This is a genomic window from Haliscomenobacter sp. (assembly GCF_040403615.1).
GTDB lineage: Bacteria > Bacteroidota > Bacteroidia > Chitinophagales > Saprospiraceae > Haliscomenobacter.
Map to the genome: position 1 here is coordinate 1 of NZ_JBBAKG010000050.1, position 21296 is coordinate 21296.

The 21296-nt window shown below is 47.0% G+C and carries 17 protein-coding genes; 9 read left to right on the top strand and 8 right to left on the bottom strand.

Annotated elements, in window-relative coordinates:
* Positions 1-339 precede the first annotated feature (339 nt).
* The 3 genes from ABW391_RS16495 (at position 340) to ABW391_RS16505 (ending at position 5030) form a co-directional block, all read left to right on the top strand.
* Positions 340-1224, top strand: a complete 885-nt coding sequence (locus ABW391_RS16495; RefSeq protein ID WP_353482997.1) for a DUF488 domain-containing protein — start codon at positions 340-342, stop codon at positions 1222-1224.
* An 11-nt stretch (positions 1225-1235) separates the two neighbouring features.
* Entirely contained in the window at positions 1236-2066 is an 831-nt protein-coding gene (locus tag ABW391_RS16500; protein WP_353482998.1) for a DUF8757 domain-containing protein, read from the top strand.
* A gap of 102 nt (positions 2067-2168) precedes the next feature.
* Entirely contained in the window at positions 2169-5030 is a 2862-nt protein-coding gene (locus tag ABW391_RS16505) for a glycosyl hydrolase (RefSeq protein WP_353482999.1), read from the top strand.
* Positions 5031-5298: 268 nt separating this feature from the next.
* On the opposite strand, the gene nadB is transcribed toward ABW391_RS16505, so the two are convergent.
* The 5 genes from nadB to ABW391_RS16530 all read right to left on the bottom strand — a co-directional run bounded on the left by nadB (position 5299) and on the right by ABW391_RS16530 (position 11284).
* Positions 5299-6903: an L-aspartate oxidase gene (gene nadB / locus ABW391_RS16510; protein ID WP_353483000.1), complete on the bottom strand. Its 1605-nt coding sequence runs from the start codon at positions 6901-6903 to the stop codon at positions 5299-5301.
* An 85-nt stretch (positions 6904-6988) separates the two neighbouring features.
* On the bottom strand, positions 6989-7543 hold the full coding sequence (locus ABW391_RS16515; protein ID WP_353483001.1) for a hypothetical protein: 555 nt from the start codon (positions 7541-7543) through the stop codon (positions 6989-6991).
* A gap of 103 nt (positions 7544-7646) precedes the next feature.
* The gene (locus tag ABW391_RS16520) at positions 7647-9572 is read right to left on the bottom strand and encodes a heparinase II/III domain-containing protein (RefSeq protein WP_353483002.1); all 1926 of its coding nucleotides are present in this window, start codon (positions 9570-9572) and stop codon (positions 7647-7649) included.
* A 191-nt stretch (positions 9573-9763) separates the two neighbouring features.
* Positions 9764-10645, bottom strand: a complete 882-nt coding sequence (locus ABW391_RS16525; protein WP_353483003.1) for a helix-turn-helix domain-containing protein — start codon at positions 10643-10645, stop codon at positions 9764-9766.
* 6 nt (positions 10646-10651) lie between these two features.
* Positions 10652-11284 (bottom strand): pyridoxamine 5'-phosphate oxidase family protein, encoded by a 633-nt coding sequence (locus ABW391_RS16530; RefSeq protein ID WP_353483004.1) that lies wholly within the window; start codon positions 11282-11284, stop codon positions 10652-10654.
* A 269-nt stretch (positions 11285-11553) separates the two neighbouring features.
* Between ABW391_RS16530 and ABW391_RS16535 the strand changes: the two genes are divergently transcribed.
* Positions 11554-12465 (top strand): class I SAM-dependent methyltransferase, encoded by a 912-nt coding sequence (locus ABW391_RS16535; protein WP_353483005.1) that lies wholly within the window; start codon positions 11554-11556, stop codon positions 12463-12465.
* Between the two features lie 193 nt (positions 12466-12658).
* Here ABW391_RS16535 and ABW391_RS16540 read toward each other — a convergent pair whose 3' ends face one another.
* The 3 genes from ABW391_RS16540 to crtID form a co-directional block, all read right to left on the bottom strand.
* A complete protein-coding gene (locus ABW391_RS16540) occupies positions 12659-13513 on the bottom strand; it encodes a lycopene cyclase domain-containing protein (RefSeq protein WP_353483006.1) in 855 nt (284 codons plus the stop codon).
* A gap of 1 nt (position 13514) precedes the next feature.
* A complete protein-coding gene (locus ABW391_RS16545; RefSeq protein WP_353483007.1) occupies positions 13515-14351 on the bottom strand; it encodes a phytoene/squalene synthase family protein in 837 nt (278 codons plus the stop codon).
* Between the two features lie 161 nt (positions 14352-14512).
* Positions 14513-15985 (bottom strand): bifunctional phytoene desaturase/3,4-desaturase, encoded by a 1473-nt coding sequence (gene crtID / locus ABW391_RS16550; protein WP_353483008.1) that lies wholly within the window; start codon positions 15983-15985, stop codon positions 14513-14515.
* Between the two features lie 203 nt (positions 15986-16188).
* On the opposite strand from crtID, the gene ABW391_RS16555 reads away from it, so the two are divergent.
* The 5 genes from ABW391_RS16555 (at position 16189) to ABW391_RS16575 (ending at position 21026) form a co-directional block, all read left to right on the top strand.
* Positions 16189-16428 (top strand): hypothetical protein, encoded by a 240-nt coding sequence (locus ABW391_RS16555; RefSeq protein WP_353483009.1) that lies wholly within the window; start codon positions 16189-16191, stop codon positions 16426-16428.
* Between the two features lie 190 nt (positions 16429-16618).
* Entirely contained in the window at positions 16619-17683 is a 1065-nt protein-coding gene (recA, locus tag ABW391_RS16560; RefSeq protein ID WP_353483010.1) for a recombinase RecA, read from the top strand.
* A gap of 192 nt (positions 17684-17875) precedes the next feature.
* Positions 17876-18448 carry an acyl-CoA thioesterase gene (locus tag ABW391_RS16565; protein WP_353483011.1) on the top strand — a complete coding sequence of 191 codons (573 nt, stop codon included), beginning with the start codon at positions 17876-17878 and terminating at the stop codon, positions 18446-18448.
* A 32-nt stretch (positions 18449-18480) separates the two neighbouring features.
* Positions 18481-19830, top strand: a complete 1350-nt coding sequence (locus ABW391_RS16570; RefSeq protein ID WP_353483012.1) for an APC family permease — start codon at positions 18481-18483, stop codon at positions 19828-19830.
* A gap of 35 nt (positions 19831-19865) precedes the next feature.
* Positions 19866-21026 (top strand): trans-sulfuration enzyme family protein, encoded by a 1161-nt coding sequence (locus ABW391_RS16575; RefSeq protein ID WP_353483013.1) that lies wholly within the window; start codon positions 19866-19868, stop codon positions 21024-21026.
* Positions 21027-21296: the final 270 nt, after the last annotated feature.

Sequence of the window (21296 nt, forward strand, 5' to 3'; positions counted from 1 at the left end):
TTTCGAATGTTCTAAAATGGTTCAAACTTGATTGAGTTAACCCTGGGCTGTCCCCAAGTTTGAAACCATTGTCGAATGCGCCACTTTATTGAGGCAAGGCGAAGTATCGTTAAAGCCATTCAGGCACCTAGAAATTGCTGATCCGGAAGTGGCGATACCGCAGTATGCGAAAGCGATTAAGGGGTATTTCCTGTAGCCAGAAATCAAGATAATTTGATGATAAGATAGTTATCTGTTTAGTCGAAGATTATTCAATAAAGACCTTGCAGTTTTATCAAGAGTTTGTTATTTTTGTTTTTTTTATAAAAAAAATGTTTTTCACCAAGTTGAATAATCAAAATGTACTACCGCCGAAAAGTTTTATTAAGTCTGTTGCAAATGTTTGAGGGTACGTTGGAGAAAATTCAACTTCAAAAACTGCTTTTTTTGTTTTGCCAAAAACAGGAGAAACCTGCTTTTCATTTTATTCCTTTCAAATATGGTTGTTTCTCTTTCCAAGCCAATGCTGATTTAGGAACTTTGGGGAAATATGGCTTGATCGATGAGCTGGAAAAAAGCTGGAAAATCAATACCAAAGAAGATTTTCTAAAGGCCTTGAACAAGCAGGATGCACTTTTGATGCGAGGCATTGCTTTGGTCTATAAGACTAAATCTACTGATGATTTAATAAAATTGACGTATCAGAAATATCCTTATTATGCCATCAATAGCCAAATTGCTGGAAAAATTTTAGGCAATGAAGAGTTGATGAAAGTAACTAAAAGCAGACCGGAAAGTGAGAAAAAATGCTTGTATACTATTGGTTACGAAGGCATAAGCTTGGAAGAATACATCAACCGACTCATCCAAAAAGACATTAAAATTTTATGCGACGTGCGGAAAAATTCATTCAGCATGAAGTATGGCTTTAGTAAATCGCAACTACAAGCTGCTTGTGAAGGCGTTGGGATTAAATTTTTGCATTTTCCAGAAGTTGGCATTGAAAGTAGCCAACGCCAGGAACTCAATAACCAAGATGACTATGATCAACTTTTTGCAAGCTATTGCCGGGAAGTTCTGCCTCAAACCTTGAAGACGCAAGAAGCCATTTTGGCTTTAGTCGAACAGCAGCATCGAGTTGCTTTGACTTGTTTTGAAGGACAGCATTGCCAATGCCATCGTAGTCATTTAGCCACAGCAGTTGCTCAACTGCCAAATTTCAAATATGCTGTAGAACACCTGTAAATTACCTGTATATGCCCCTTAAACGCGTTTTACTCACGGTAACAACTTACCCTTTGCCTTCCCGCAGTTACGACGAATTAGTTTGTACAGCTGGGGTATTGGAAGATGGATCATGGATTCGCATTTATCCCGTTCCACTTAGCTTCTTGAGTGGACTGAAAAAAGATGGTGTTGTCGGAACCACCAAATACACCTGGATCGAACTCAATCTCAAAAAGCGCCAGGATGATTTTCGGCCTGAAAGCCACTCACCAGAAGATTACGAATTTAAAGACCTGGTTGTAGGTGAACATCTTGGAACAGAACATGAATGGGCTGCACGAAAGCAATTCTGTCTTACAAATGTGTACACCAATTTAAAGCAGTTGATCGAAGAATCTAAAGCACCCAAAAATTTATCGTTGGCTACTTTTAAACCTGCCAAAATTTTGGGATTAGACATCGAAAAAGACACCGATGATTGGAAGGAGACCTGGAAAGCTCTACAAAATCAGCTTTCATTGTTTGGAGAAAAGGCTGAAGAAGCAAGAGAGGTAATGAAAAAATTGCCTTACAAGTTCTTCTACCGATTTGTAGATGAACAAGGTACTCAATCCAGAATGATGATTGAAGATTGGGAGATTGGTGCACTATATTGGAATTGTCTCAGGATGGCTCAAAATGATGAAGCCACTGCGCTTCAAAAAGTGAGGGAAAAATACTTTGATGACTTTATTTCCAAGCGTGATGTTTATTTCTTCATGGGAACTACCAAAGAATGGCACATGCGCAGGGGTAAAAACCCATTTGTGATAATTGGCGTATTTTATCCGAAAAAGAAAGTGCAATTGACCTTGTTTTGATATTGGTCTTAAGATGCGAAAAAAACTCATAAGACGAATCTTCCCATATTTCTTCCGAACTTCGGCATGATTTAGTTTTTACATTCCATTTATCCAATTTGTATGCGGGTCAATAAATTATCACTCCTCTTCTTGACACTGGTGATTCAAGCAGCAACTTTCGCCCAAGTCCCTCAAAGCGCCTTGTCCAACGCCGATTTCCTCACTCCCCCTCAACGCTACGGCATCCGCTGCTGGTGGTGGTGGCTCAACGGCAACGTCACCAAAGCGACCATTTCGCGTGATTTGGCAGAGATGAAAGCCAAAGGCTTCAGTGGCGCTTGTATTTTTGATGCAGGTGGTGCCGACCAACGTGGCAATGCCCAAGTGCCCGAAGGGCCCATGTTTGGATCATCCGCCTGGCGCGACCTGTACCTGCACGCCATCAACGAAGCCGAAAAGCACGGTTTGGTCCTATCGCTCAGCATTCAGAGTGGCTGGAACCTCGGTGGCCCAGACATCACTCCTGCCGAAGCGGCCAAACAAGTGGTTTTTTCGGAAACCAAAATCCAGGGAGGAACCCGCGTGCGACAAGCCCTGGTGCAGCCCCCCAGCCGCTATGAGTACTACCAGGACATTGCCGTGCTGGCCATTCCCTACCAGGAGAATTCGGGAAAGCAACCCATTCGGGATTTTGCCAATAAAGCCGCAACCAAAGAAGTAGGTTGGTCGGTACCCGAAACCCGCCCGCTGCTGACCGATGTTCCAGGAACACCAGGCGAAGAAGATGCGGCGCTCAGTCAGGTCTTGAATATCAGCGCTTATTTTCAACACGGCCAGTTGGATTGGAATGCGCCTCCGGGCGAATGGACGGTACTCAGAATCGGATATTCTCCTACCGATGCCCATGTATCCACTTCCAGCGGCAAGTGGCAGGGGTCGGTGATTGATTACATGAGTGCCAAGGCTTTCAACCGTTATTGGGATACCCACGTAGAACCACTCCTGAGCATGATCGGCGACCGCGCGGGCAAAACCCTCCAATACTTGCAAACCGACAGCTTTGAAGCCGGGGGCATGAACTGGACGGACGGATTTGAGGCGGAATTTAAAAAACGCCGGGGCTATGATCCACTGCCTTATTTGCCCATTCTGGCTGGCAAAATCATCGAAAACCGCGAAACCAGCAATCGCTTTCTCAACGACCTGCGCAAAACCTTGAGTGATTGCATCTCCGACAACCATTACCGCGTTTTTGCGGAACGCGCCAAAAAATACGGCATCGGTATCCAGCCCGAATCTGCCGGGCCTCACGCCGGCCCTTTTGACGGACTCAAGAACTACGGCCATTCCGAAATCATGATGAGCGAGTTTTGGTCGCCCTCTCCGCACCGCTCCAAGCCCGTTGATCGCTTTTTTGTGAAACAGGCCGCTAGCGCAGCCAAAATTTTTGACAAAAAATTGGTGGGTGCAGAATCCTTCACCACCATCGGGCCACATTGGAACGACGTGATTTGGGCGGATATGAAACCCAGTGTGGACCACGAATACTGTGCGGGTCTGAACCTGGTTTATTTGCACACCTTTACTTGCTCTCCACGCGAGATGGGGCAACCCGGGCAAGAATATTTTGCTGGTACCCACTTTAACCCCAACGTCACCTGGTGGCATTATTCCATTCCGTTTATCCAATACCTAAGTCGATGTCAAATGCTTTTGCAACAAGGTCGCTCGGTGGCGGATGTGCTGTATTACTATGGCGACCACATCCCCAACCTGGGGCGCTATAAAGAAGATGATCCAGCCGGCACACTGCCCGATTACGATTACGACCTGATCAACGAAGACAAATTGCTGACTTTGGCGGTAAAAGATGGCCAAATTGTTTTGCTGAATGGCGTGCGTTACCTGGTGCTGGTATTGCCCAATCACCAGGTATTGTCTTTGGCGGCGCTGAAAAAAGTACAAGCGCTGGTCAAGGCAGGCGCAACCGTGATTGGAATGCCAACCCTGAGCACGGCCAGTCTGGTAGGTGGCGCGATCGCGGAACAAGAACGTGCTAAAATTGCGCTAGCCCTTTGGGGTAATGCGCCCGGAGTAGTTGGCATGCGCAAGGTGGGCAAAGGCCAGATCATTTGGGGCAAAACTGCCCGGGAGGTACTTGCTCCCAAACTTTTGCCCGATTGTTCCTTTGTACAAAAGCCGGAAGGAAAAACCTACGATTACATTCACCGACAAACCGCTACGGAAGATTTCTATTTCATCAGCAGCCAAAATCCTGTAGCGACCCAGGTCACTGCGGCCTTCCGCACGCAAAGCAAGCAACCCGAACTTTGGGACGCCGTGACTGGCGAGATCCGCGAAGCGACTACCTTTTACCAAAAAGATGGCAAAACCTATTTGCCTCTGGATTTTGCTCCCAATGGATCCATTTTTGTGGTATTTAGAAAAACCCTGCCCGGCGGGTCAAAAGCAGTTGGAAGCAAAACCGCAAATTTCCTGACCTATCGCCCAATTGAAACATTGAAATCACCCTGGCGGGTATTGTTTGATCCTGAATATGGTTACCAGGAATTGCGCCTGGATTCCTTGGTGAGTTGGCATACCCGACCAGAGGAAGGCATCAAGTACTTTTCGGGTACTGCTGTTTACCGCACCTACTTTGACGCGAAAGACCTTTCGGGCAAACAATTTCTGGATCTTGGAGTGGTCAAAGATGTGGGCATTGCGATGGTAAAATTGAATGGCAAAGACCTGGGCATTTTGTGGTGCCCTCCTTACCGCGTCTCCATTGCAGGCTTTTTGAAACCTACTGGCAATGAATTGGAAGTAGCCGTGGTCAATTCCTGGCGCAACCGCCTGGTCGGTGATCGGGGCAAGCCCCCAAACCAGCGGATTACCAAAACCAACATCACCATCAAACCAGAGTGGGAGTTGCTGGAGTCGGGATTGTTGGGGCCGGTACGACTGCTGAAGGGGGAGTAGAGAAATAGAATTTTTTTATCGTCCCTTAATCCTTGTTGCACAGCTTCGCTGTATTTTTATTCACCACGACGAAACGACGGACACGACGTTTTGCTACGCACTACACGACGCTTGCGTCGTGTTCATGACGCACGAAGTGCGTAAAACGTCGTGTTCGTTGTGTCGTCGTGGTGAATAAACATTTTGGCGCAGCCAAAATCCATTCTTTGTGTTCTAACCGTATCGCGTTAAAAAGAAGGTTACAATTTGGACTAAATTCGAGCGCTCGTCAAATCACATTCGTCTGCACAAACTCCGCTTTTTCGGGATAATCCGTGGTGTAATGCAGCCCCCGGCTTTCTCTCCGCAAACGTGCTGAACGCGTGATGAGGTAAGCAATCGTAATCAGGTTGCGCAACTCGCACAATTGAGGACTGATGGTCGTCGTGTTGTATATTTCTTCCGTTTCGCGGTAGAGCAATTCCAGGCGATCCAGGGCGCGTTTAAGGCGTACATTGGAGCGGACGATGCCAACATAGCTGCTCATAATTTCTTTCAGTTCCTTGATACTCTGGGTGATGAGTACCATTTCTTTGGGATCGGTGGTACCGCTGGCATTCCAATCGGGGATGCCTTTTTGGATGCTCCAGTTGTCAATTTTCACCAGAACATCATCGGCAATGCGCTGCGCAAAAACCATCGCTTCCAGCAGGGAGTTTGAAGCCAGGCGATTGGCCCCGTGCAACCCGGTAGAAGTACATTCGCCCACTGCGTACATCTGATGTATCGAAGTTTGTCCCAGTGCATCTACCTTGATGCCACCACACATGTAATGGCAAGCCGGAGCTACCGGGATCATGTCCTGCATGGGATCGATGCCGATGCTTTTACACTTGTCGTAAATGGTAGGAAAATGCGCAAGGAAATCCTCCTGATTGATGTGCCGACAATCCAGGTACATACAATCTTCCCCACGGATTTTCATTTCGTTGTCGATGGCGCGGGCTACGATGTCACGTGGGGCAAGGGATTTGCGCTCATCGTATTTGTGCATGAATTCTTCGCCTTCCTTGCTTTTGAGGATAGCGCCAAACCCTCGCACCGCTTCTGAAACCAAAAACACGGGATTGTCCCCACCTGGGTTGTACAAAGAAGTGGGGTGAAACTGTACGAATTCCATGTTTTCCGTCCAGGCTTTGGCGCGGTAGGCCATCGAAATGCCGTCACCAGTGGCAATCACCGGGTTGGTAGTAGCGCGGTAAACCTGCCCCGTGCCGCCAGTAGCGACTACAGTTGTACGTGCCAAGATGGTTTCAATGACGTTGTTTTTCTTGTTGAGCGCATACGTACCAAAGCACTGAATGTGCTGCATTAAGCGGGTAACCGACATCCCGAGGTGGTGCTGGGTAATCAGGTCGACGGCAAAATAATGCTCGTGGATGCTTATGTTGGGCAGGGCATCTGCTTTGGCCATCAAGGCGCGCTGCATTTCCCAGCCCGTGAGGTCTTTGTAATGCAGGATGCGCTTTTCGGAGTGGCCGCCTTCTCTGGCCAGATCGTATTGCGATGCGTCTTTGGTTTTGTCAAATCTGGCCCCCCAATCGATGATGTCTTGTACGCGAGCTGGTCCTTCGGATACTACTATGTCTACGATAGCTTCATCGCAAAGGCCATCGCCAGCGTCGAGGGTATCTTCTTTGTGCTTGGTGTAAGAGTCGACTTCAACGTCCCAAACGGCGGCTACTCCACCTTGGGCATATCGCGTATTGCTTTCTCCTTCAATGGTTTTGGTGAGCACAGTGACAGACAAGTCAGGGCGAGCTTCTGCAATTTTGATGGCGGTGCTTAATCCGCCGATGCCAGAGCCGATAATGAGGACGTCGGTTTCGATCATCAGGATTGAATTGTTTACAAAAAGTAACGAATAGGAAGCAGAGATGTTTGAAAACTCTGGTTTTATTAGACTCTTTACAACAAGTTTATTGGACAAATTCCACTTCAATGCCCATTTCTCCTACACCGTTCAAGCGCATCGTTTGTTTACCGTGCACCTGATACCCTTTGAGTGGGCGGTATTCCAGTTCTTGCCAAGTACTGGCGATGATGCTTTTGAGGTGGTTTCGAATGGCGATGCGGTCTATTTGCTGGTTGGCAAAAGAGATGGCAATTTTTTGGGTCTTGAGCTTCTCGTCAAGTGCTTTGTAGGTGATGGAGCGAATTTCGCCAGCCTCCCGCAGGGTATCCGCAGTATATTTTTCCCGCCAGGAAAGCTTGTTGATGTCGGAATGCACAAAAACGGCCAATTCTTTTTCGTAGTCCAGGCTTAGGCTCTGCAAATGATCCGCTTTGGCATTGTATTTCACCGTTTTTTGGGCTTTTACCTTGCCTTGATTGAGCGTTTTGATTTCTGCATTAAAGAACCCGGCAATGTCGAAAAAATAAGGCTCTTTTCCTGGAACGGAGGTTGTTGGAGCAGGGGGTGTGCAGCTCCAGGTCAGCGTCAGTATTGCCAAGCCAAAAAAGTATCTGAGCATGAGTTGTTTTTTTTGACATAACACCATAAAACAAGTCTGGGTTGTAGACGGAGTCAAGGGTGCAATGTCTTTCGCTACAAACATAAGGGATCAAGCGCGATTTTTATCCCCGCTTGATGCTGTATTCCAATTTCCCTTTTGCCTCTGGCGCTTTGTGCGTCAGCAAAATCCGTTGTACGGGCTTGCTGTCCCATTTGGTTTTGAAGCTGCTGTACTCCATACCTTCGGTGGATGGAACATCCATACCAACTGTCCATTTTTTTGGATCGTACTGCAAGATCAGTACTTGGCCTTGATCCGACAAGACAATTTTACCCGCTTCCGAAAAATCTACATTGCAAATGGTGATGAAGGCCTGTTGCAGGGTTTTGGGCTTTTGCTTGAGGAGGTAATCGTCGATCAATTCCACTTCGCCGCTGGGTTTTTTCAGTCGAACGGTGCGGTTCCAGGATTGGATGCCGGCTTCGGCAGGGTAGGCGTCGCCAATTTCCATTGAAAGGAAACTTTCCTTGGCGTTGTTGACCCGATTGACGTTTTTGGCTTTGAATTCCAGGCCAGCTTTTTGTCCAAAACCATTGATGATGGGCAGGTTGTGGTATTCGGACTGCGTAAACCAAAGTTCATAGCGCTTGCTTGAAAAAGTGCGCGCGGTGTAATTGCCTCGACCTGCGTCTACAATCATGGGTTTGCCATCCAGATAAATGATGAAATCGCCTACATCGTTGTGGTTGTGGCTTTCAGCATTGTGGCCGCCGTGGGTAGCCAGATAAATGCCATTGCTGCTGCGGGTAGTCATCACTTCGATGTCTGAAAACCAGGCATCGCTGGAAGGCGTATAGGTAAAATTGTTGTTGGCCAGTTGCACAATGCTCAGGATGTTGAAGATCCTGCGCGGGCGTTGGTACCCTGAAATGGAAGTAGAGGCTCCCGGAAATTTGCTGAACGCCCACTGGCCAAATTGTACCATGGTAGGGTCATTGATGGCTTTGCCAAAACGGTACAACATCAGTCCATCTGGGGTGAGTTTGGGGTCAGCATCGGCAAAATTGACGAAATAGTTGTCGGCAATATGGGTTTTGTACACATATGAAGCCATTTTTTGGATCAAAGGCAGTGTGTAGATGTCGATCTTGTTGTTGCTGGCATTGGCGTACAATTCCAGGCAATCGTATACAGAGGCACCTGCGGCAAACCAGTAGCTTGGCCCTTCGTCGCAGCCCCCATCATCACCGAGACTATTGAGGTAGCGATCCAGTCCCAACATGCTTTGGTGCAGCATTTCGGCGCGTTGCTTTTCGTCTTTTTCCAGCAGCAAAATGGCCGTAATCCAATTGGACATGATCCAGGGATTCCAGTTGTTGACGGGCTTGGTTTTGCTCATCCAACTGTATTTGTCGCCATTTTTGGCCATGGGGATAAACAAGCGTTGTTTGGTTTCGTAGTAGATGCGCGAACGAAGGAGTGGATTGATTTTGTCCAGTTTTTCACCCGTGAAATAATCGGTCAATGCCAATACCGCCGCCGTTTCTGCGCCAAAAAGGTCAACTACCGGATTTTCTACATCGGGAAGTCCGGTCGTGCCGATGTGCGCCGGAACGCCCCAATAGCTTTCTTCACAAATCGACCAAACCCCATTCATAATTGCCTCAGTAAAGCGGCCCCGATTTTCGATGCTTTCGGCCAGAACGAGGTTCATCAAGGCATTGCGCTTGCCAAAAGAGAGATTGCCGTGTTGCTGGCGGTCGCCAGAGCGCACAAAATCCAGGGAAGTACTGGCAGAGATGGGCTCAAACTTGTACTTCAGGGTGTTTTCTCCATTTTTGATCAATTGGTTGGCAGTAGAGTCGGGGAGGCGCTTGCGCCATTCTTCGGTCGTTTGAGGATAGGGTTTCCACTGTGCTTTGGGGATCAAGGCTTGCTGGACAGCGAGGAGGTTGTACTTGTTGCCCAGGATGTTGCGCTGGGTAACTTGGGCAAAAGTGAGTTGGACACCGAAAATCACCAACAAAAGCACGAGCTTGGTTTTCATTGTTTTATGTTTATTTATAGTTTTCTGAGGGGTGATAAAAAAATAAGTGTTCATTTTGCCAGAGGATTAGATCAGTAAACGGTTCATTTCAAGTGTCTTATCTAATCTTCTGGCTCAAGAAAAATGAATACTTATTTTTGCCCCACTACTAAAGATCCAAGGTACAGTGAAAAATTAATAAATCGTCTCCGCTAGCCCCTCTCCCCTGCTGCAAAACCTACCGTATCCCGGTAATACTGGGGCGAAATTTCTGCATTTTTTTTGAAAAATCGACTAAAATAAAACTCATCCTCGAAGCCCAGTTCGAAGGCGATTTCTTTGACTGGTTTGGAGGTAAGGTACAATTCCCGTTTGGCCTCAATGATGATGCGCTCACTGATCAGGTCAGTAAGGGTTTTATGGAAATACGCTTTGGTGATTTTTGCCAGGGCTTTGGGGCTGATGTTGAGCAATGCTGCATAATCGCTGGCGGAGTGCTTGCTCCGGTGGTGGGCTTCGATCGCATCTTTGAGTTTTTGCAGGACAAAGGGTTCTTTTGTATTCCCATTCTCTTCCTTTAATGCGGGTTGTTGATCCAATTTCAGTCGGGCGGCTTTGATCAAAACAATTTTCAGGTAGGAAATCAAGAGCTCGTACTGTGCCAATTCCGGTTTTTGTATTTCCACAATCATTTGTTCGATCAGCATTTCAAAATGCAAGACATCCTGAGGACTCAGTTGTAGGTAAGGTGGCTGGTAAATATTGTTGAACAAGAGTCCATTGCTGGAGATTTCTTCATGGTGCTTGAAAATGCAAAAAAATGCAGCGTGAAAGTTGATCACCCAGCCTTTCAATGGCGCACTGCTTTGCATCATAAAGGGCTGATAGGGCGAAAAAGCCAGCAGCGCAGGCGCATCAATCTGGTATTCGTTAAAATCTGCCGTTAAGTGGGCACTCCCCTCCTGAATCAGGATCAAACTAAAAAAACTCAAGCGTTGAATGGGCTGAAAACTGGACGCATCCTCAAAAGGAAAAATCCGAAAAGCCAGATTTCCATTTTGAGGATCGATCATGGTGTAATGGGTGGTGTACATGTAACGCTACAATTTTGAGGCAGAATTCTGCTGGGCTTCGCGCAGCGCTTTCACCTCGTTTTCCAGTTCGGCAAGATACGCTTGTTGGGGCGCAAATGCTTCCTGAATTTCGGCCAGGGTATACTTGGGCGTGATGTGCTGTGGGCAATTCCAGTCATACGCCTGAATCTTAAAAATCAACATCCGTTCGGGCGAATGTGGATAATCCGCGGGATCCAGTTCTTTAAACAGTTCAGGGTTGTCTTTGAGTTCAACCACCGAGGCGTCGGCATACAATTTCAGGCGTGCCTGGCGGGGGTAATCCACCATGATCAAAGAAACTTGCGGGTGGGTTTCCAGGTTGCCTACCGAAATGTATTGCTGATTGCCTTTGAAATCAACCACCCCGATGGTATGCGCATCCAATACTTTGATGAAGCCCTTGGGGCCACCCCGGTGCTGGATGTAAGGATAGCCATTTTCGCCGATGCTGGCGAGGTAAAAGCTATCGCGGTCGGCAATGAACATGATTTCTGATTCCGAAAGGCCTTCGGTGTATTTGGATTGCTCCATGCGGGCATAGGCTTTGCGACTGCCGTATTGTTCTTGTAGTCGTTTTACGGCATCGGTGAAAGCAAGAGAAACATAGTTTTTTGCCATGACGGTTTGGGTTTTATTGTGAAAAATTTAGCAGCGAGTACTTTGCCACTCAATCGGCAGTTTGTATTTAGCTAAATCATGACACAAAGTTCAGGGATAAACCCCGCGAATAGAATGGAAGATTGATGCCAGGTCATGGATGATTTTCCCCCACTGCATTTCATCAAATCTTAAAAAATACCTGCCGCGCATTTCACCCCAGAGGTTTTTCCTTACCTTTCGTCAGCGTACGTTTTTCCAAACACCGTTTCCGTCAACAAAACCCATCCATGCACGAGATCGAGCACCTCTTCATCAGTCCTGATACGCAGGAGTCTTTAGCTTATCGGCCCAGCGAAAAATTGCTCTCCGACGCCAGCCAAAACTGGCAATACCCGGTGCGCGACGGCGTAGCCTACCTCTTGTCGGCTACCGCACACATGAAAGTACTCAACAGCCCTTTGCATCAAAAACTGGGTACTTCGTTTCACTATATAGACCATTACCAAAAAGACGCGGAGTATTTCGATTATTTTGCCGGGTTCGAATCGGCCACGGCCCGCCACGACAATGCCCGCTTGCGCCAGGCCATCATTGCCGAAACCGTGGGATTGGAAGGGCGCATTTTGGATGTGGGTTGTGGATCAGCCTGGGTAGCGCAGCATTTTTGTCCACTTGGGATCGAGGTTTTTTCTATGGATGTGTCTACCGTGAATCCTGAGCGTGCGCGGCAACAATACCCTTTTTCCAATCATTATGGCGTCATCGCTGAAGTGTATGCTTTGCCTTTTGTAGATCAGGCATTCGACTGCATCATTGCTGCTGAAGTGATCGAACATGTACCCGATCCAGCCTTGTTTATTCAGCATTTGCTGCGTATTTTAAAACCGGGCGGAAAATTGATCATTACCACGCCCTACCGCGATCAGCCAGCGTATTACCTTTGCGTGCACTGCAATCGGCCCACGCCTCAACACGCCCACTTGCATGTTTTTGATGAAAAATCTTTGGCGGATTTGCTGCCTCCTTCCGCACAACGTTTGCGATTAGAAGCCTTTTCCAATTTTTACCTGCTGAAATTGAGGACGTACGTCCTGACGCGGTTTCTGCCTTTTTCCGGTTGGAAAATTCTGGACAGATTGGCCAATCGAATCAAACGAAAACCTTTGCGCTTGCTGATGAGTGCGCGAAAGGGAATTTAATAACTCGCATTACGCAGGCAGCTTCGCTGCTTTGATTTCCCACCACCTTAGGCACTTCAGGCACCTAAGAGCCACCTGAGTCAATGCAGTTTGGATACTAAGGTGCATCTCAGGTATCTTAGATCCTAAGGTGGTGAAAAAATACAGCAGCGAAGCTGCTATTGCGTAACATGATTTAATAAGTTTGTGTTTTTTATTTCTCTCTCCGAAACCACTCCAACCAATAACACACCCCAAAAAGGTGCAAAAAACCGTACACCGCATCTTCCACTGGAACGGACACGATCAGGAGATTCAGAAACTCGGCAGGATTGTACACCACTACGGGTTCTTGGGTAAAGCCACCGGTCAGAACGCCATCTACGAGCAAGAATGGGATCAGAATGACCAGATATGCCCGATAAAAGCGGGTTCGGTAGGTATTGGGCACATACAGCCAATGGTACAATACAAAACCACCCGTGAGGATAAAGGTGGTACTCGGATAAGCTTTGTCAAAGGAAAGAAGTGCGGCTAAAAAGCACAAGATGACGATGCCCAGCGTGATGGGTTTGTCCCATTTTCGGAAAGGATCGCCAGGAAAATAGGCATTGAGGCATTCGTAGATAAAGAGGCTCGCAAAAGGCACGGTCAAATAAAACATCCACTCTTCCCAGGGCATATTCCATAAGAAACCACCTGAGACATAGCGCAAATTAAAGCCCCACACCCCAATCAGTGTCTTGTAAGAATCCCAAACGATGAAAAAACCACCCATGATCATGATGGCGGGCAACAAAAAACGCCAGGAAGTGTAAAAATGGACTTTGCGGTCGAAGCTGAGCAAAAATACGGGTACGAATGCAAAGAGATGCAGCATGGCATATGCCCAGGGGGTTTCCAAAAAAGCCAAATGTGCTACATTGGGCACACTGTAAATAAAAGGTTTGGGGGTGATGGTACCCAAAAACAGCAACAACCCCGCCAGCGCATAAGGCCACAACAAAATCGGCCACTTCCAGCCAATGGATACTTGACTATGGGAAATATCCAATACCTTGTCCTTCATGTTAAAGCAGGTTTAAACTGTTGCGTACCGCTGAACTCACCAGCAACGCTACTTTACGTCCATCATGCACCCGAATGCGTTGCTTTTGCACCTGATGCGCCGGGGAATTTTTGATTTTTTGGAAGAGCTTGGTATAATACACGTAGGCCAAATAAACGCCAAACCGTACGCCTTTGGGCAATTGTACAATCCCAGTAAACGCGTGATCAAAATCGGCCTTGATATCGGCTTCAATTTTTAGTTTGTCATCCTCACTGAAATTGCGGAAATCGACCCCTGGAAAATAAACCCTGCCCCGGTCGTCGAAATCGCTCTTCATATCGCGCAGGAAATTGATTTTTTGAAAAGCTGCACCCAAGCTACGGGCACTAGCTTTGAGGTGTTGGTATTGCTCTTCGTTGCCGTTGGTCCATACCCGTAGGCACATGAGCCCAACTACCTCTGCCGAGCCGTAAATGTATTCTTGATAGAGTCGGTCTTCGTATTTGTGGTGGTGCAAATCCATCTCCATACTGTACAGAAAAGCTTCGATCAATTCGCGTTCGATCTTGTATTGATTGACCACCAGCTGGAATGCTTGCAATACTGGATTGAGGCTAATGCCTTCTTCGATGGCCTGATAGGTTTCTGTTTTGAAGCGCTCTAACAATGCTGCTTTGTCAAACCCATGAAAGGTATCCACTATCTCATCGGCAAAACGCACAAAACCATAAATGGCGTAAATAGGTGCCCGATAAGCTTTGTCAAATACCTTGATCCCCATTGAAAATGAGGTACTGTAGCGCAGTGTAATCAGCTGGCTGCACTCCATGCAAGTGCTATTGAATAAACTCATCATAGTTTGGATGGTTTTAGGGGCAATAAAAAAACAAGTGTTGATTTTGCCAGAGAATTAGATAAATAAACGGTTCATTTTAAGTGTTTTATCTAATTCTGTGGCTCAAGAAAAATGAACACTTATTTTTGCCCCACTACTTAGTGCGATTCTATGGCGAATATTTAGGACAGTAATTTGTCTATTTCGCGCGCTACCACCTGCCCCGAAATGAGTGAAGGTGGCACGCCGGGCCCTGGAGTGGTAAGCTGTCCTGTAAAAAACAGATTGCTTATTTTTTTGCTGCGCAATTTTGGTTTCAAAAAAGCAGTTTGCAGCAGCGTATTGGCCAGTCCGTAAGCATTTCCTTTGAACGCGTGGTAGTCCTGAACGAAATCCCGGTGGGCGTAAGAGCGTTTGTACACTACCTCCGAGCGAATTTCCTGTCCAGTCAATCGTTCGAGGCGCTCCATCACCAGATTGTAGTAGTACTCCCGCTTTTCCTCGGTATCTTCCAAATCGGGAGCCAGAGGGATGAGCACAAACAAGTTTTCGTAGCCTTCTGGCGCTACACTCGGATCAGTAATGGAGGGAACACAGGCGTAAAATAGGGGTTTTTCTGGCCATTTTGGCTGCTCATATATTTCGACCGCATGCTGCGCGAAATCTCCATCAAAAAATAAATTGTGGTGTTGTAGGTTTTTCAACCGCTTTTTGACCCCGAGGTAAAACAACAAGGATGAGGGCGCCATTACGCGCTGATCCCAATATTGCTTGCTGTAATTGCGCTGGTTGGGAGCCAAAACCTCCTGATCGAGGTGATGGTAATCGGCGCCACCCACCACGGCATCTACGGCATATTCCGCATCGTGGGTAACAACTTTGGTGGCTTTGCCATTTGGTGATTCAATCGCTATAACTTCCTGGTTGAGCAGTACTTTCACCCCCAATTCTTCAGCCAGACTTACCATAGCCTCCACGATATTGAACATTCCGCCCATGGGATACCAGGTGCCCAAAGCCATATCTGCATAGTTCATCAAGCTGTACATCGCTGGGGTTTTGGCTGGAGTAGCCCCTAGGAAAAGCACCGGAAATTCCAACAATTCAATCAACTTGCGGTTTTTGAACAACTGCCGCACATGGGTGGCCATGTTGGTCAACATTTGTAGCCGAAACATGCTCTTGAGGAGACGCCAATCGGCAAACTCCCAGATAGAATGGCTGGGTTTGTGCACAAAATCGGCCATCCCCACCTCATATTTGTATTTCGCTTCGGCAAGAAATTTTTTCAGGTTGCTGCTGCTACCTGGTTCGTAATGCTCAAACATGGCCTGCAGTTCCTCCATCTTGGCAGGGACTTGCATCACATCGTCCTGTCCAAAAACAATGGAATAAGAAGGATCGAGGCGTAGGAGTTGGTAATAGTCTGAAGTTTTTTTGCCGAATTGGGCAAAAAACTGCTCAAACACATCGGGCATCCAGTACCAACTTGGCCCCATATCAAACACAAAGCCGTCGGTGGTGTACTGTCGTGCCCGACCTCCGGGGATGCTGTTTTTTTCCAGCACGGTTACTTCATAACCCGCTTTGGCCAAGCAGCAGGCTGCTGCTAATCCTGCAAAACCTGCGCCGATCACCACTACTTTCTTTGCCAAGGTGTACTTGTTTAATGGTATACAACTGGATTGGTAACAGCGATTGCTGACTTTTGTTTAAGCTTTTCAGAATAAAAGTTAGACAAAATGCCGAGTCGAAATGCCGAAAGAACAAATGGATAATAATTAAATTTTTCAGTTGTGCAATATTTATGTAAATTCATTTGTTTTACAGTTGATATTCAGTCATTAAACTATGGTTCATGGATCAAACCTTTACTCAAACTAAGCTTATTAAATACCTTTATCAAGAAACCTCGGCAGCTGAAACTTTGGCCATCCGTGAGGCTTTGCAGGAAAACATCCTGCTGCGCGAAGAATATTTCGAACTGCGCAAAGCCTACGATCAATTGCCAAAAGTAAAGTTCAACGCCAAGCCATCTACCTTACAAAACGTTTTGCAGTACAGCAAGCGCTCTGCTGCCTTACAAGGTCAGGATTAAAAATGGGTTAAGGTAATTTTAATTCGCGAACACACGAAAGCGGAATCCGGGCATTGCTCAGGTTCCGCTTTTTTGTGTTTGCTATTTTTTACTTTTTCTAAAAATTGTTTCACAAAAATTTGCATTTAAAACATTTAATGCTAACTTTGTAACGTTATTTTTTGAGCATAAAAACGTAAAGTAAATCACCATGTCGCAACTGGACAAAGACCAAAAATTGAAAGCCCTCCAACTTACCATGGATCGCCTGGACAAAACCTACGGTAAGGGCACGGTCATGCGTTTGGGAGACAAGCAAGTGAGCTATGTCGACGTGATTTCCACCGGCTCTATCGGCCTGGATGTCGCGTTAGGAATCAATGGATTACCCAAAGGCAGAATTGTGGAAATTTATGGCCCGGAATCTTCGGGTAAAACAACCCTGGCCATTCACGCCATTGCAGAATGCCAAAAACAAGGCGGAATTGCTGCAATTGTGGATGCCGAGCATGCCTTTGACCGGTTTTATGCCGAAAAATTGGGCGTAAAAACAGATGAGCTGCTGATTTCTCAGCCCGACAATGGTGAACAAGCATTGGAAATTGCTGAAAACCTGATCCGTTCCGGAGCAATCGATATCCTGGTCGTAGACTCTGTAGCTGCCCTGGTTCCCCGCAGTGAAATTGAAGGCGAAATGGGCGATTCCAAAGTAGGCGTACAAGCCCGCTTGATGTCGCAAGCCATGCGTAAACTGACAGGTAGCATTGGTCGCACCAACTGCTGCTGCATCTTCATCAACCAGTTGCGCGAAAAAATTGGGGTGATGTTTGGTAACCCTGAAACTACTACTGGTGGTAATGCCCTCAAGTTTTATGCTTCGATTCGCCTTGACATCCGTAAATCTGGCGCAGCAATCAAAGACAAAGACGGCAACGTGGTAGGCAACCAGGTCAAAGTAACCGTGAAGAAAAATAAACTGGCGCCGCCTTTCCGCATCGCTACTTTCGATATCGTGTTTGGTGAGGGCATCTCTAAATCTGGCGAAACCATAGACATGGGTGTTGATTATGAGATCATCCAAAAAAGTGGTGCCTGGTACAGCTACGCTGGTGCAAAAATTGCCCAGGGTCGTGAATCTGCCAAGCAATTCCTGATCGACAATCCCGAAGTTGCAAACGAATTGGAATTGAAGATCAAGGAAAAGCTCCTGACCAATCCTGAGGCCATCAAAATTGCACCCAAGGTAGCTGCTGCAGATGATGATGACGAGGACTAGTCTCTAATAGGTTTAAAAAAATCCCGCAGGTTGGCCACGTTCAGCATGCGGGATTTTTTTTGCCCCGGTAATTTTCAGGTACAGCAGCAATCCTGCAAAACACTTCAACTATTGAGGCTTCTCGCTTACCTTTGGGGCGATAAAAAAATAAGTGTTTCATTTTACCCCACTACTTCGTCAAAAATTGAAGTCATGCAAGCCAAACCCGTATCTGCTTCTCGCACCACCATTACTGAACTGATGATCCCGGCCTACGCCAATTTTGGTGGGAAAATTCACGGAGGAATCCTGCTCTCTTTGATGGATAAAGTAGCTTATGCTTGCGCGGCCAAACACGCCGGGGCTTATGTGGTAACCGTTTCGGTAGATGGCGTCAACTTTCGGGAACCCGTTTCGGTTGGTGAGTTGGTTTCTTTGCTGGCTTCGGTCAATTATGTGGGTCGCACTTCGCTGGTCGTAGGCATTCGGGTAGAGTCTGAAAATGTGATTACTGGCGAAAAGAAGCATACCAATACTTCGTACTTTACCATGGTGGCAAAAGATGCCGAAGGCAAATTGACCGAAGTGCCTCCACTTGTTTTGGAAAACGAAGAGGATGCCCGACGCTGTCTGGAGTCCATCAAACGCAAAAACCTGAAAGCGGCATTCAGCGATGAGTTTGACAATGAAAAAAACCGCTTGGATTTGGTGGATAGCCTGCAATTGCTGGAAAAAGAAAGAGTGGTACTTCAGTTGGTACAGCAGAAAAATTATCAGAATTCGTAAAATTTTCGTAGTCTAGGGCGCAAAAGCGCAACATGTCTGAAAACCACGCTACCAAAGGCCACCAACTCGGCTTTTCTACGATTACCCTCATTACCGTAAGTCTGATTATCGGGCTGGGAATCTTCAAAACCCCCGCCATCATTGCCGCCAACGCAGGTACAGAAGGCATTTTTTTTGCTGCCTGGATCATCGGTGGCATCACTGCCTTGTGTGGGGCTTTGACTTATGCCGAAATTGGCGCCAGGTATCCAGTAATGGGTGGTTTTTATCAAGTTTTCAATTACGGTTACCATCCGGTAGTGGGTTTTACGGTCAATATTCTGGTACTGATTGTCAACGCGGCCAATTTGGGGGTGGTGGCACTGATTGGGGCGGATTACTTGAGCGACTTGTTGTTTGGGCATCCTTCTGGGATCTTGTTCAATACCAGTATGGCCACCATTGCAGTTGGCCTCTTTTATGGCGTGAATTTGTTGGGGCTGAAAACCAGTGCCCAAACCCAGAATTTTATGATCGTACTGAAAATCGGTTTGATCCTCATCCTGATTTCAACCGTTTTTGCAGGCGTGGTCATCGAGCCACATGGCTATGAAAACCAACCCGTACAGACCTTCACGGGCAACAATACCCTGCTGCTTTTGTTGCTCAGTCTGATCGCAGTTTCTTTTACCTACGGCGGCTACCAACAAGCGCTGAATTTTGGTTCGGAAGCCAAGCCCGGGCCAGCCTTGAACCGAGGCATTATTGCGGGTACACTTTTGGCCATTTTTTTGTACCTGGCCATCAATTTCGCGTATGTGCAAGTGATCGGTTTTGAAAAAATGCGCAATGCCACGGCCATTGGGTCTCTGTTGTTTGAAGCCTGGTTTGGCAAGGCCGGAGGAAAGGTCTTTGACCTGGCCATGTTTTTGTCGGTACTCACCTACGTCAACATCATTCTATTGAGCAACCCTCGGGTGATGTGCGCCATGAGCGAAGATGGGGTGATGCCTAAAATATTCAGCCGCCGGCATCCGCGTACTGGCGCATTGGTGGCAGGATTGACCGCGTATGCCATCCTCACCATCATCATTACCTTGATTGGCAAGCAGATTGACCAGATTTTGAGTTTTACCATGTTTCTGGACAGCATCGGCATGTGTACCTCAGCCGCTACTTTGTTTATATTGCGGCGCAAAGGAGAGGGTGATGAGCGGGTCACTGGCACGCTATCCAAATTTACGCCGTACCTGGCCGCATTTTTTGTAGTGAGCTATGCCATGGTGGCCGTGGCCGTGGTGATTCAAAAGCCGGGGGCTGCGGGGATTGGATTGGTGCTGTTGGTGGGGCTGGGGTTGTTGTATTTTGGGGTGGTGCGGAAAACAGGGAAGATGGTGAGCTAGTGCATGGTTTAGATTTTTTACCCAAACACATTCTAATGGAACTCTCTTTTATCCTCAACGAACTAGGTGAAAACCGCGAAGAATACTTCAATGCGATTGCGCCGCCGATCATTCAAACCAGCAATTTTCAGGTGCGGAAGGTTGATGAATTGCGCAATTTGTTTGTCGACGAATCGAGTGGTTATTTGTACAGTCGGGGCATTAATCCGACGGTTGATATTTTGCGGGAAAAACTGGCGGCACTGGATCGGGCCGAAGATGCCTTGGTATTCAACAGTGGAGCTGCGGCTATTTTTGCAGCCGTATTGGCCAATATCCAGTCCGACGAGCACATTGTGAGTGTCCAAAAGCCCTACACCTGGGCGCAGCGCATGTTTGACAACATTCTGCCTCGGTTCAATGTAGAAACAACCTATGTGGATGGCACCCAGGTAGAAAATTTTGCAGAAGCCATTCGCCCCAATACGCGGATCATTTATTTGGAAAGCCCCAATAGTTGGAACTACGCCCTGCAAGACCTGCGGGCTGTCTCGGAATTGGCCCGCGATCACGGAATCATCACCATTTGCGACAACAGTTATTGTACCCCTGTTTATCAGCGCCCCATCGAGATGGGGATTGATCTTGCGCTGCAAAGCGCTACCAAATACATCGGTGGACACAGCGATACCGTAGCGGGAGTACTCAGCGGGAGTAGCGCGATGATCAAAAAAATCTTTGACAGCGAGTACCTGAACATTGGCAGCGGGATTCAACCTTTCAATGCCTGGTTGTTGATTCGGGGGTTGCGTACTTTGTCGGCGCGTTTGGATCGGATTTCGGCCACAACCCCTAAAATTGTTCATTTCTTGCAAAACCACCCACAAGTAGAAAGGGTATTGTTTCCACTGGATGTGACTTTCCCACAATACGAATTGGCAATGGAGCAGATGAGTGGCGCTTGCGGATTGCTGAGTTTTTATTTGTACGCCGATTCCCGAGAAGAAATTGTCCGTTTTTGTGAAAGCCTGCACCACATCATGATGGCCGTCAGTTGGGGAGGGCACGAGAGCTTGATTTTGCCAGGTTGTGCCAGCTTGCAAGACGATGAATTCAACACCCTGAATCCGGCCCACCGGATTTTGCGCTTGTACGTTGGTTTGGAGGATGCAGATTACCTGATTCGCGATCTGGAGCGAGGCTTCGAAAGCATGTAAGGGGGTGTATTAACAGGCGTTTCCGCCGAATGGGGATAAAATTTGTTTTTTCGACAATTATTTTTTTTGTTTTTTTATTAACGGATCTGTAACTTTCGTTAACTCAGTGCGTATAAATACCTGATTGCAAAGCTTTTCGCCCCCATGTAGAAACACAAAAAGTTTTATTCCTTGTCAATGAGGCATTTATGATTTTAAGGAAGTAAATGTCAGTTGCATCTTATGAAATAAACCCCTAATTTTCGTTCGATTTTTAATCACTCAGGAACG

Excerpts from the sequence above, each read along its gene's own strand:
- ABW391_RS16495 (WP_353482997.1), top strand. The coding sequence starts at position 340 with ATGTACTACCGCCGAAAAGTTTTATTAAGTCTGTTGCAAATGTTTGAG.
- ABW391_RS16500 (WP_353482998.1), top strand. The coding sequence starts at position 1,236 with ATGCCCCTTAAACGCGTTTTACTCACGGTAACAACTTACCCTTTGCCT.
- ABW391_RS16505 (WP_353482999.1), top strand. The coding sequence starts at position 2,169 with ATGCGGGTCAATAAATTATCACTCCTCTTCTTGACACTGGTGATTCAA.
- nadB (WP_353483000.1), bottom strand. The coding sequence starts at position 6,903 with ATGATCGAAACCGACGTCCTCATTATCGGCTCTGGCATCGGCGGATTA.
- ABW391_RS16515 (WP_353483001.1), bottom strand. The coding sequence starts at position 7,543 with ATGCTCAGATACTTTTTTGGCTTGGCAATACTGACGCTGACCTGGAGC.
- ABW391_RS16520 (WP_353483002.1), bottom strand. The coding sequence starts at position 9,572 with ATGAAAACCAAGCTCGTGCTTTTGTTGGTGATTTTCGGTGTCCAACTC.
- ABW391_RS16525 (WP_353483003.1), bottom strand. The coding sequence starts at position 10,645 with ATGTACACCACCCATTACACCATGATCGATCCTCAAAATGGAAATCTG.
- ABW391_RS16530 (WP_353483004.1), bottom strand. The coding sequence starts at position 11,284 with ATGGCAAAAAACTATGTTTCTCTTGCTTTCACCGATGCCGTAAAACGA.
- ABW391_RS16535 (WP_353483005.1), top strand. The coding sequence starts at position 11,554 with ATGCACGAGATCGAGCACCTCTTCATCAGTCCTGATACGCAGGAGTCT.
- ABW391_RS16540 (WP_353483006.1), bottom strand. The coding sequence starts at position 13,513 with ATGAAGGACAAGGTATTGGATATTTCCCATAGTCAAGTATCCATTGGC.
- ABW391_RS16545 (WP_353483007.1), bottom strand. The coding sequence starts at position 14,351 with ATGATGAGTTTATTCAATAGCACTTGCATGGAGTGCAGCCAGCTGATT.
- ABW391_RS16555 (WP_353483009.1), top strand. The coding sequence starts at position 16,189 with ATGGATCAAACCTTTACTCAAACTAAGCTTATTAAATACCTTTATCAA.
- recA (WP_353483010.1), top strand. The coding sequence starts at position 16,619 with ATGTCGCAACTGGACAAAGACCAAAAATTGAAAGCCCTCCAACTTACC.
- ABW391_RS16565 (WP_353483011.1), top strand. The coding sequence starts at position 17,876 with ATGCAAGCCAAACCCGTATCTGCTTCTCGCACCACCATTACTGAACTG.
- ABW391_RS16570 (WP_353483012.1), top strand. The coding sequence starts at position 18,481 with ATGTCTGAAAACCACGCTACCAAAGGCCACCAACTCGGCTTTTCTACG.
- ABW391_RS16575 (WP_353483013.1), top strand. The coding sequence starts at position 19,866 with ATGGAACTCTCTTTTATCCTCAACGAACTAGGTGAAAACCGCGAAGAA.